We start from the raw sequence: 10941 nt of genomic DNA on the forward strand, positions 1-10941 counted from the left end.
GAGTAGCCTTTCCATGCTCGTCGATTCCCATTGCCACCTCGACCGCCTCGACCTGGCCGCCCACGGCGGCTCGCTCGACGCCGCCCTGGACGCCGCACGCGCCCGGGGTGTCGGGCAGTTCCTGTGCATCGGCGTCAGCGCCGACAACGCCCGGGCGGTCAAGGACCTGGCCGAGCGCTACGCCGACGTGCACTGCTCGGTGGGCGTCCACCCGCTGGACCTGGAACCCGGCGCCGCCCCGGCCCTGGACTGGCTGCTGGCCGAACTGAACCACCCGCGGGTGGTGGCCATCGGCGAGACCGGCCTGGACTACCACTACGAACCCGAGGCCGCCGAACTGCAGCAGGAAGCCTTCCGCCTGCACCTGGAGGCGGCGAAGCTCACCGGCAAGCCGGTCATCGTCCACACCCGCGAAGCCCGCGCCGACACCCTGGCGCTGCTGCGCGAGGCGGCGCTGCCCCAGGCCGGCGTGCTGCACTGCTTCACCGAAGACTGGGAAATGGCCAGGGCGGCCCTGGACATCGGCTTCTACATCTCGCTGTCGGGCATAGTCACCTTCCGCAACGCCGAGGCACTGCGCGAAGTGGCCCGCCAGGTGCCGGCCGACCGCCTGCTGGTGGAAACCGACTCGCCGTACCTCGCGCCGGTGCCGCACCGCGGCAAGCCGAACCTGCCGGAGTACGTGCGCGAGGTCGCCGAGTACCTGGCGGTGCTGCGCGGGGTGAGCTTCGAGACCCTGGCGGAGCAGACCACCGCCAATTTCAAGCGGCTGTTCCCGCTGGCGGCGTGATGCCTGTTTGATGGTTCGCGGATGGAGTCCGCTCCTACAATCGTGCTTCCTGGAGCCGTAGGAGCGGACTCTGTCCGCGATTCGGCGGATAACGCCGTAGGCGTTATGCGCCCTACGTGGGAACCCAGGAGCTTCGCGGTTTCGCATCACGCCGAACGGTCCCCTCTCCCGCTTGCGGGGGAGGGTTAGGGAGGGGGAACCGAGTTAGGGTTCGCGAGCAAGCTCGCTCCTACGAAGAGCAAAAGCGCTTTTGCTCTGGCGTTTGGGACTTCCAGAGAAACAACCGAGCGCACCGGAACGCCCCTTCAGAAGGCCGAGCGAAACCGGCGCTCAGGAGGTCATGCGACATGGATGTCGCGAGAGCCCCGATCAGCACAGGGACGTGCTGTCGGGGCGGGCCTCCGTGGCGGGGGAGTTCGCGAGGGTAGCCCGGCTCCATCGGGCCCGTATGTCGGGGCAAGCCTTTTTGGTTACTTTTGTGGCGTTTGACAAAAGTGACTCGCCCGAGGGGGCGAAACAAGAGACATCAAGGCACTCGAAGCGGCGCGCTACACCAAGCCCCCAAGCCAATTGGGTTCCCGCAGGCAAAGAAAAACCCGGCCTAGGCCGGGTTTTTCCTGGAACTCAGACCAATTACTGCTGCTTGGCCTGGGCTTCCACTTCGGCTTCTACGCGACGGTTGACCGCGCGGCCTTCAGCGGTGGCGTTGTCGGCAACCGGACGGCTCTCGCCGTAGCCAACTGCGTTCACGCGGCCGCCTTCCACACCGTACTCGTTGACCAGTACGTCACGAACGGCGTTGGCACGACGCTCGGACAGTTTCTGGTTGTAGGCGTCGGTGCCGACGGAGTCGGTGTGGCCTTCAACGGTGGTGCTGGTGGACGGGTACTGCTTCATGAAGTCAGCCAGGTTCTTGATGTCAGCGTAGCTGTTCTCTTTGACCTTGGACTTGTCGAAGTCGAATTTCACGTCCAGCTGGACGCGGACGACTTCGGCGACGGCCGGGCAGCCGTTGGCGTCAACGGTGACGTTGGCCGGGGTGTTCGGGCACTTGTCGACGTTGTCGCAGACGCCGTCGTGGTCTTCGTCGGAGCAGACTTCGGCAACCGGCTCCGGAGCCGGGGCGGCCTTGCCACCACCGAAGTTCATGCCGACGCCGACGCCAGCCATCCACTCGCCCTGGTGGCCGTTGTCACGCTTCTCCAGGCCGTACTGGCCGTCGAGGCTGGCCTTGGCGAAGAAGTTCTCGGTGAAGTAGTACTTCAGGCCGGCGCCGATGTTGGCCATGGTCAGGTTCTGACGGCTGCCGTTGGCGCTGTTGACGTTGGTCAGGCTCTGGTGGCCCAGGCCGGCGGACACGTACGGACGCAGGCCAACACCCGGGGTGCCGAAGTGGTAGATGGCGTCCAGGGAGGCCAGGTTGCCATGGACCTTCTTGTTGCCGGACTCGTAGGTGCCACGAATGTCGTGGTACTCACCGTAGGACAGAGCCAGCTCGACGTCGTCGGTCAGGAAGTAGCCGACGGAACCGCCGTACAGGTCGCCATTCTTCATGTTGCGGGTGCTGTCAGTGAAGTAGCGCTTGCCGAAGGCTTCGGCTTCTACAGCGCCTTGGCCTTGAGCGAAAGCATTCACGGCGGAAGCGGCGATCATGGAGCCGATCACGACGCCCAGGGTGTTCTTCAGTTTCATCCGTTAAATCCCCATCTTGGTGGTCAGTAAGCCGATGACTGCCCACAAAAGGCAGGCCATACAACTTGCGGGCAAGTTTATCAGAACTTGCGAATTAGAGAGACAACATTTGCCCAACTATGTTTCGGATATTCCCGAAAACTTTTCACGGAGCCGATCGAGTGCCCGCTTGTATCGCATCTTGGTCGCACTCAGGCCCATGTGCATGATGTCGGCGATCTCCTGGAATTCCAGCTCTGCGACAAATCGTAGCACCAGGATTTCCCGATCAATGGGGTTGACATATACCAGCCATCGGTCCAGGCCACCCCGCTCCTCGACCTTCGGCGCCTTCTCCTCGGAGGCCTCCTCGATCGGGTCCAGACTCAGCGCATCGAGCAGGCGGCGCTTTCGTCTTTCCTTGCGATATTGGGTAATGCACTCGTTGTAAGTGATGCTATACAACCAAGTTTTGAACTTCGATTTGCCCTCGAAGTTCTTCAGGCCATACAGCACCTTCAGCATCACTTCCTGGCACACGTCATCGGCGTCCCGATCGTTGCCCAGATAGCGCGCGCAGACGTTGAACAGCGTGCGCTGGTATCGGCGCATCAGCTCCTCGTACGCCCGGGTGACGTGGAACAGCTCGTCATGGGCGCGCTCCACCAGCTCCTCGTCGGTCAGCTGGCGCGGGTCGTAGCGCTGGGACAATGGTTGCGGCTTGTTCAAGTCGGGTCGGGCCAGGTCATGTCGGCCGCCGACGCGGCTTTCGCGAAGCGGCGTCGGCGTTGCACGGGATCATCTCAGCGGCTGGTCACACGGCGCTCGAGGAGCACGCGGTTGGCAATGGACACCAACTCGCCCTCATCAGTCATCAGAATAGTCTTGATGGTGCCGATTTCTTCGATGATGCCTTCGACATCGTCCACTTTCACCTCTTGCCCGACCTGGTACAGCTCGCGCACGTAGATGCCGGCGATGATCTGCCCGGCGATCTCCCGGCTGCCCAGGCCCAGGGCCAGGGCGGCGGCGAGGCCGACGGTGATCAGCACGATGGCGATGATGTAGTTGAGCAGGTCGGTCTTGACCTCGAGCTGGCCGATGGCCACCGAGATGCTGATGATGATCACCAGCCACTGGGCCACGCGGCCCAGGCCGCCGGCGTATTCCAGGCCGACGCCTTCGGCGGCGCCGCGCACCACGCTGTTGAGCAGTTGCGCCAGGAGCACGCCGACGATCAGCACCAGGGCCGCGCCGAACACCTTGGGCAGGTACAGGGCGAGCACGTCGAGGGTGGCGGAGACGCGCTGCAGGCCGAGGGACTCGGCGGCGGACACCAGGAACACCAGCAGCACGAACCAGTAGACGATCTTGCCCACCAGGGTCGAGACCGGCACCTGGATGCCGACGCGGGCCATCAGCTTGGTCAGGCCGGTGCCGCCCATCAGGCGGTCCAGGCCGAGCTTGGCCAGCAGCTTGGACAGCAGGGTGTCGAGCAGCTTGGCCACGACGAAGCCCAGCAGTACCACCACCAGGGCGCCGAGCAGGTTCGGGATGAACCCGGCGAGCTTGCCCCACAGGGTGTTCATGGCGGTGAGCAGGCTTTGCGTCCAGATATCGAATTGCATCTTCAGTCGGCCTTGTCAGCGGAAGGGGTGGAATTCTGCGTGCGCCGGGACACCGGCGCAAGGTGGGCGGCACCGCGGCTCACGCCCAGGCTCAGGGCTTCCAGCCAGTGGCCCATGAGGCTGAACAGATCGCCGGCGCCGACCTGGCGGTTGGCGGTCTTCAGCACGCGACCCAGGCGCGCGTCGTCCTCCGGCGCCTGGGCCGGCATGCGCAGCAGGTTGCGCAGGGATTCTTCGAACGGGTCGTGCATGCACAGCTCTCCTTCGTGTGCTGCCTTGACGCGGCACAGGCACCGGAAGTCACATCACAGCCAGCGCAGGCGGCGGAAGACCCACCACTGGAAACCGGCCACCCCGACCAGCAGCACGCAGGCGATGGGAAAGCCGTAGGGCGCGCTGGAACCGGGAATACCGCCGACATTGATGCCCAGCAGCCCGGTGATGAAACTCATGGGCAGGAAAAAGCCGGTGATGATACCAAGAATGTACATGGTCTTGTTCATCCGCTCGGTGATCCGCCGGTGCTCGGCCTCCTGGATCAGCGAGATGCGCTCGCGCACCAGCTCCAGTTCTTCGAGGTTGCGCGTCAGGCGGTTGTACAGCTCGTTCCAGTAGTCGGCATCGTCGGCCAGCGTCCAGGACAGCTTGATCCGCGTCAGTTGCGCGTAGATGTCACGCTGCGGCGCCAGGTAGCGCCGCAGGCCCGCGGAGCGCCGGCGCAGGGCGCGCAGCTCGGCCTGGTCGGGCACGTTGCGCTCATCTTCCTCGATGGCCTCCTCCATGGCGTCGAGTTCGTCGGCCAGGCCGCCGATCAGGGTATCGATGCGGTCGGTGAGGTAGTGCGCCAGGCTCAGCACCAGTTCCGAGGCGTTCTTCGGGCCGCGCCCGGCGGCCAGGTCGGTGCGCAGGTCGGCCACCGCCTTGAGCGGGCGCAGGCGCAGGGAGATCACCCGCTGCTTCTCGGCGAACACCCGCAGCGAGACCATGTCCTCGGGCACCGCGCCGGGGTTGAGGTTGACGCCGCGCAGGAACAGCAGCAGGCGTTCGGCGCCCAGGTCCAGCAGGCGCGGGCGGGTCGCCTCCTCCAGCAGCAGGTCGCAGGTGAACTCGTTCAAACCGCTGGATTCGCGCAGCCAGGACTGCGCCTCGGGGACGCCGCGGTCCCAGTGCACCCAGAGGCTTTCCTCGGGCTTGAGGTCGATCAGGTGCAGCTCCGCGCGGCTGATCTGCCGGCCACCGCCGCGGCCATCGAGGACGTAGCCATAGATGAGCCCGCGCTCGGTTCCGCTTTCGTATTGCTGCATTACGTGTTCCATGAGGTGCCAGGCGCCGCCGGCAGGTGCGACCATTGACCGGCGAAGGCGCCCGGCGTTCAGCTCACTCGGGCATTTTCAGGGCCTGGGGGGAGACGATGATGCCGTTGTTGTCGGCATAGACGAACTCGCCCGGGCGGAAGGTGATGCCGCCGAAGGTCACGGCCACGTTGAGGTCGCCGATGCCGCGCTTGTCGGTCTTCATCGGGTGGCTGGCCAGGGCCTGCACGCCCAGGTCGGTCTGCGCGATCACGTCGACGTCGCGGATGCAGCCGTAGACCACGATGCCTTCCCAACCGTTCTTCGCCGCCTTCTCGGCCAGCATGTCGCCCAGCAGCGCGCGGCGCAGGGAACCGCCGCCGTCGACCACCAGCACCTTGCCCTTGCCGTCCTTGTCGACCTGGTCCTTGACCAGGGAGTTGTCCTCGAAGCACTTGATGGTGACGATTTCGCCGCCGAAGGAGTCGCGACCGCCGAAGTTGCTGAACATGGGCTCGACGACCTGGACCAGGTCGGGGTAGGCGTCGCACAGATCAGGGGTGACGTATTGCATGGAGAGACTCCTTGGAGTGTCGGGATGAACGGGCAGCGGACCGGCAAAGCGGCGATGACGCCCGGAATGACCGGAACCTGGCTTGGCGCCACAGTCTAGCGACTGTCACGCCATCCGCCTACGCCCGCCGCCCTGCCCCGCGGCTTTGCGGCCGCCAGGCACACAAGGTAGGAGCGCGCCCTGCGCGCGAAATCGCGGGCAGGGCCCGCTCCTACAGGTTGCCGGGAAACACGGTATTGCTCCCCCGGAGCGGACCTTGTCCGCGATAGCCGGAGGTTCCGGCGCGATTCGCGGATGAGATCCGCTCCTACGCCACCCCACCCACGCCATTTCCCTGTAGGAGCGGACTCCGTCCGCGATTGGATTCACCGGCCACGCCGGACGCCCCGGCGGCACGGCCAACGGCCCCACCCACGCCATCCCGTAGGGCGCATAACGCCTACGGCGTTATCCGCCGTTTTCGCCGGGCACCGATTACTCGCCCTACGCCGCCCCACCCGCGCCATTCGCCTGCCGGGGCAGCGCCTGGTGTTGCAGCCAGTGCAGGACCTGCGGCCAGACCTCGCGCTGTGCAGCCTTGCTCACCAGCATCTCGACGTGCCCGAAGTTTTCCGAAAAGCCCTGCCGGCGCCCCAAACAGAGGTATTCGCGGACCTCGGAGCCGAACTGCTCGAACAGCTTGCGGCAGGCCCAGGGCGGGTCCTGGCGGTCGCCCTCGGCGCTGACCGCCAGCAGCGGCGCCCGCACCTCGGCCAGGCCGGCCCACCAGTCGTTGCCGCGCTCGCCGAAGCGGCCGAACAGGCCGTACCAGCGCAGGGCCTCCAGGGCCAGGCCGATGGGCTCGTCCTCCGGGCCGCGGCGCAGGCGCGGGCCGGGGATCACGCCCATGCGCTTGAGCAGGAAGCGCCCGCTCCAGGCCACCGGCGGCAGCTTCAGTGCCCAGTAGTCGCGGCTGACCTGGCTGCCGAACAGCGCCACGCTGGCTACCTGCTGCGGCGCCAGGTAGCCGCCGCCCAGCGCCGCAGCCAGGCTGGTGCCGCCCAGGGAATGGCCGATCCAGTGCGGCGCCTGGCCGCTCTGCTCGACGACGAAGGCGGCGATGGCCGGCAGGTCGAAGCGCGCGTAGGCGGCGACGCTGTTGCGCGAATAGTCGAGGTTGCGCGGCGACAGGCCGTGGCCGCGCATCTCCGGTATCCATACGTCGAAGCCGGCGCGCGCCAGGTAGGGCCCGAGGCCGATGGCCCTGGGCGAGTACCAGAAGCGCCGGTTGGAGAAGCTGCCGTGCACCAGGATCACCGGCACGCCGCGCTGCTCGCGGTCCGGCAGGCCCAGGCGGGTCAGCGCCAGCTCGACGCTGGGGTCGGGGCTGTTGTTGGGTTTCAGGCGGTAGACGTCCTCGGTGAGGTCGCCACGCAGTTCGGCGCTGACGAGCGCCACGGGGAATAGTCGGCTACTGCTGTGCATATCGTTGAATGAGCTGGCACGAAAAAGGGCGGGTGCAAGCACCCGCCCTTCCTGAACCCGGAGGTCCGGTTGGCGTCAGGCCTGGCCTTCGGCCAGGAAGAACCAGGTGTCGAGCACCGAGTCGGGGTTCAGCGACACGCTCTCGATGCCCTGCTCCATCAGCCACTTGGCCAGGTCCGGGTGGTCCGAGGGGCCCTGGCCGCAGATGCCGATGTACTTGCCGGCCTTGTTGCACGCGGCGATGGCGTTGGCCAGGAGCTTCTTGACCGCCGGGTTACGCTCGTCGAACAGGTGCGCGACGATGCCGGAGTCGCGGTCCAGGCCCAGGGTCAGCTGGGTCAGGTCGTTGGAACCGATGGAGAAGCCGTCGAAGAACTCGAGGAACTCGTCGGCCAGCAGGGCGTTGGACGGCAGCTCGCACATCATGATGACCTTGAGGCCGTTCTCGCCGCGCTTCAGGCCGTTGGTGGCGAGCAGCTCGACCACCTGGGAGGCCTCGCCGAGGGTACGCACGAAGGGCACCATCAGCTCGACGTTGGTCAGGCCCATCTCGTTGCGGACCTTCTTCATCGCCCGGCATTCCAGCTCGAAGCAGTCGCGGAAGGATTCGCTGATGTAGCGCGAGGCGCCGCGGAAGCCGAGCATCGGGTTCTCTTCTTCCGGCTCGTAGAGCTTGCCGCCGATCAGGTTGGCGTATTCGTTGGACTTGAAGTCCGACAGGCGCACGATGACCTTCTTCGGCCAGAAGGCCGCGGCCAGGGTGCTGACGCCCTCGACCAGCTTCTCGACGTAGAAGCCGACCGGGTCGTCGTAGCCGGCGATGCGCTTCTCGACGCTGTCCTTGATGTCCGCCGGCAGGCTGGCGAAGTTCAGCAGCGCCTTGGGGTGCACGCCGATCATGCGGTTGATGATGAATTCCAGGCGGGCCAGGCCCACGCCCTCGTTGGGCAGCTGGGCGAAGTCGAAGGCGCGGTCCGGGTTGCCGACGTTCATCATGATCTTGAACGGCAGCTCGGGCATGGCGTCCACCGAGTTCTGGCGCACGTCGAAGCCCAGCTCGCCTTCGTAGATCAGGCCGGTATCGCCTTCGGCGCAGGACACGGTGACGCGCTGGCCGTCCTTCAGCACGGAAGTGGCGTTGCCGCAGCCGACCACCGCCGGGATGCCCAGCTCACGGGCGATGATCGCCGCGTGGCAGGTACGCCCGCCGCGGTTGGTGACGATGGCGCTGGCGCGCTTCATCACCGGCTCCCAGTCCGGGTCGGTCATGTCGGAGACGAGCACGTCGCCCGGCTGCACCTTGTCCATCTCGGAAACGTCGTGGATCACCTTGACCGGGCCGGCGCCGATGCGCTGGCCGATGGCACGGCCTTCGACCAGGACCTTGCCCTTCTCTTTCAGCAGGTAGCGTTCCATGACGTTGGCGCTGGAACGGCTCTTCACGGTTTCCGGACGGGCCTGGACGATGTACAGCTTGCCGTCGTCGCCGTCCTTCGCCCACTCGATGTCCATCGGGCGCTGGTAGTGCTTCTCGATGATCAGCGCCTGCTTGGCCAGCTCGGTGACCTCGGCGTCGCTCAGGGCGAAGCGCGCGCGGTCGGCCTTCTCCACGTCGACCACCTTGACCGACTTGCCGGCCTTGGCTTCGTCGCCGTAGATCATCTTGATCGCCTTGCTGCCCAGGTTGCGGCGCAGGATCGCCGGGCGGCCGGCTTCCAGGGTGGGCTTGTGCACGTAGAACTCGTCGGGGTTCACCGCGCCCTGCACCACGGTCTCGCCGAGGCCGTAGGCGCCGGTGATGAACACCACGTCACGGAAGCCGGACTCGGTGTCCAGGGTGAACATCACCCCGGCGGTGCCGGTTTCCGAGCGGACCATGCGCTGCACGCCGGCGGACAGGGCGACCAGCTTGTGGTCGAAGCCCTGGTGCACGCGGTAGGCGATGGCGCGGTCGTTGAACAGGGAGGCGAAGACTTCCTTGGCCGCGCGGATCACGTTGTCCACGCCGCGGATGTTCAGGAAGGTCTCCTGCTGGCCGGCGAAGGAGGCGTCCGGCAGGTCTTCGGCGGTGGCCGAGGAACGCACGGCGACGGCCATGTTGGCGTTGCCGCCGGCCATCTCGGCGAAGGCCTTGCGGATGTCGGCGTCCAGCTGGGCGGGGAACTCGGCGTCCATCACCCACTGGCGGATCTGCGCGCCGGTCTTGGCCAGGGCGTTGACGTCGTCGACGTCGAGGGCGTCCAGGGCGGCGTGAATGCGGTCGTTCAGGCCACTCTGCTCGAGGAAGTCACGGTAGGCCTGGGCGGTGGTGGCGAAGCCACCGGGCACGGAAACCCCAGCACCGGCGAGGTTGCTGATCATTTCGCCCAGGGATGCGTTCTTGCCCCCCACATGTTCGACATCATGGACGCCGAGCTTATCGAGGGAAACTACGTACTCTACCAAGGTGATCTCTCCACTGAATGTTGGAAAAGCTCAAACGGGCCACCGCAGCGCTGCCCCTATTCTGGCCGACGCCAGAAAAATAAGTGACAATGCCCCGGCAGGAGGCCTTGCAAAAGCGCGGCCTATCATACTCAGGATTCTTTCCTACATTAAGGCCCGCAGCGCAATGAAACGTACGGCTTTCTTCATTTCCGACGGAACCGGCATCACCGCCGAAACCCTCGGCCAGAGTCTCCTTGCGCAGTTCGAGAACATCCATTTCCACAAACTGACGCGGCCGTACATCGACACCGAAGAAAAAGCGCGCGTAATGGTACAGCAAATCAACGCGGCTGCGCAGGCGGACGGTGCCCGCCCGATCATCTTCGACACCATCGTCAACCGTGAGATCCGGGCGGTCCTGGCCCAGTCGAACGGCTTCATGATCGACATCTTCTCGACCTTTTTGTCCCCGCTGGAGCAGGAATTATCCGCGGACTCCTCGTATTCCGTCGGAAAATCCCACAGCATCGGCCACAATCCGCACTACATGGAGCGGATCGACGCGGTGAACTTCGCCCTCGACAACGACGACGGCGCCCGCACCCACTACTACGACAAGGCCGACCTGATCCTGGTCGGCGTGTCGCGCTGCGGCAAGACGCCCACCTGCCTCTATATGGCAATGCAATATGGCATTCGTGCGGCGAACTACCCGCTGACCGAGGAGGACATGGAGCGCCTGCAGCTGCCCAACGCCCTCAAGCCCTACAAGGGCAAGCTGTTCGGCCTGACCATCGACCCCGACCGGCTCACCGCCATCCGCAACGAGCGCAAGCCCAACAGCCGCTACGCCAGCTTCGCCCAGTGCGAGTTCGAGGTGCGCGAGGTGGAGAACCTGTTCCGCCGCGAGAACATCGCCTACATCAACTCCACCCATTTCTCGGTGGAGGAGATCGCCGCCAAGATCATGGTGGAGAAAGGCGTCGAGCGCCGCCTGAAGTAGCCCCGCCCGGCCCTGTGACACGGCTCACGCTGCCGCCCGCCGGGGCCCGGCGGGTGTCGTCACACGGGACCTGCGTGCTAGAATCGCGCCCC

General features: G+C 65.7%; 10 protein-coding genes. 2 read left to right on the forward strand and 8 right to left on the reverse strand.

The features are described 5' to 3' along the window. Positions 1-13: 13 nt before the first annotated feature. Entirely contained in the window at positions 14-790 is a 777-nt protein-coding gene (locus DK254_RS12710) for a TatD family hydrolase (protein WP_109934049.1), read from the forward strand. Between the two features lie 633 nt (positions 791-1423). On the opposite strand, the gene DK254_RS12715 is transcribed toward DK254_RS12710, so the two are convergent. The 8 genes from DK254_RS12715 to ppsA form a co-directional block, all read right to left on the reverse strand. Next, complete coding sequence (locus DK254_RS12715) at positions 1424-2482, reverse strand: OmpA family protein (RefSeq protein WP_109934050.1); 1059 nt, start codon at positions 2480-2482, stop codon at positions 1424-1426. Between the two features lie 117 nt (positions 2483-2599). After that, positions 2600-3190 (reverse strand): RNA polymerase sigma factor SigX, encoded by a 591-nt coding sequence (gene sigX / locus DK254_RS12720; RefSeq protein ID WP_109934051.1) that lies wholly within the window; start codon positions 3188-3190, stop codon positions 2600-2602. A gap of 74 nt (positions 3191-3264) precedes the next feature. Next, complete coding sequence (locus DK254_RS12725; RefSeq protein ID WP_109934052.1) at positions 3265-4089, reverse strand: mechanosensitive ion channel domain-containing protein; 825 nt, start codon at positions 4087-4089, stop codon at positions 3265-3267. Positions 4090-4091: 2 nt separating this feature from the next. After that, complete coding sequence (locus DK254_RS12730) at positions 4092-4340, reverse strand: CrfX protein (protein WP_109934053.1); 249 nt, start codon at positions 4338-4340, stop codon at positions 4092-4094. Between the two features lie 54 nt (positions 4341-4394). Then, on the reverse strand, positions 4395-5393 hold the full coding sequence (locus DK254_RS12735; protein WP_109934054.1) for a zinc transporter ZntB: 999 nt from the start codon (positions 5391-5393) through the stop codon (positions 4395-4397). A 73-nt stretch (positions 5394-5466) separates the two neighbouring features. Then, positions 5467-5955, reverse strand: a complete 489-nt coding sequence (gene rraA / locus DK254_RS12740) for a ribonuclease E activity regulator RraA (protein WP_109934055.1) — start codon at positions 5953-5955, stop codon at positions 5467-5469. Between the two features lie 483 nt (positions 5956-6438). Next, on the reverse strand, positions 6439-7419 hold the full coding sequence (locus tag DK254_RS12745) for an alpha/beta fold hydrolase (protein ID WP_109934056.1): 981 nt from the start codon (positions 7417-7419) through the stop codon (positions 6439-6441). A gap of 75 nt (positions 7420-7494) precedes the next feature. Continuing rightward, complete coding sequence (gene ppsA, locus DK254_RS12750) at positions 7495-9864, reverse strand: phosphoenolpyruvate synthase (RefSeq protein ID WP_109934057.1); 2370 nt, start codon at positions 9862-9864, stop codon at positions 7495-7497. A 166-nt stretch (positions 9865-10030) separates the two neighbouring features. Here ppsA and DK254_RS12755 point away from each other — a divergent pair, with 166 nt between their 5' ends. After that, positions 10031-10849 carry a pyruvate, water dikinase regulatory protein gene (locus tag DK254_RS12755; protein ID WP_009618715.1) on the forward strand — a complete coding sequence of 273 codons (819 nt, stop codon included), beginning with the start codon at positions 10031-10033 and terminating at the stop codon, positions 10847-10849. Positions 10850-10941 lie beyond the last annotated feature (92 nt).

It is taken from the genome of Pseudomonas sp. RW407, from assembly GCF_003176655.1.
Lineage (GTDB): Bacteria > Pseudomonadota > Gammaproteobacteria > Pseudomonadales > Pseudomonadaceae > Pseudomonas > Pseudomonas delhiensis.

What these genes read in the sequence shown, in the direction of transcription:
- DK254_RS12710 (WP_109934049.1), top strand. Translation starts at nt 14, where the DNA reads ATGCTCGTCGATTCCCATTGCCACCTCGACCGCCTCGACCTGGCCGCC.
- DK254_RS12715 (WP_109934050.1), bottom strand. Translation starts at nt 2,482, where the DNA reads ATGAAACTGAAGAACACCCTGGGCGTCGTGATCGGCTCCATGATCGCC.
- DK254_RS12725 (WP_109934052.1), bottom strand. Translation starts at nt 4,089, where the DNA reads ATGCAATTCGATATCTGGACGCAAAGCCTGCTCACCGCCATGAACACC.
- DK254_RS12730 (WP_109934053.1), bottom strand. Translation starts at nt 4,340, where the DNA reads ATGCACGACCCGTTCGAAGAATCCCTGCGCAACCTGCTGCGCATGCCG.
- DK254_RS12735 (WP_109934054.1), bottom strand. Translation starts at nt 5,393, where the DNA reads ATGCAGCAATACGAAAGCGGAACCGAGCGCGGGCTCATCTATGGCTAC.
- rraA (WP_109934055.1), bottom strand. Translation starts at nt 5,955, where the DNA reads ATGCAATACGTCACCCCTGATCTGTGCGACGCCTACCCCGACCTGGTC.
- DK254_RS12745 (WP_109934056.1), bottom strand. Translation starts at nt 7,419, where the DNA reads ATGCACAGCAGTAGCCGACTATTCCCCGTGGCGCTCGTCAGCGCCGAA.
- DK254_RS12755 (WP_009618715.1), top strand. Translation starts at nt 10,031, where the DNA reads ATGAAACGTACGGCTTTCTTCATTTCCGACGGAACCGGCATCACCGCC.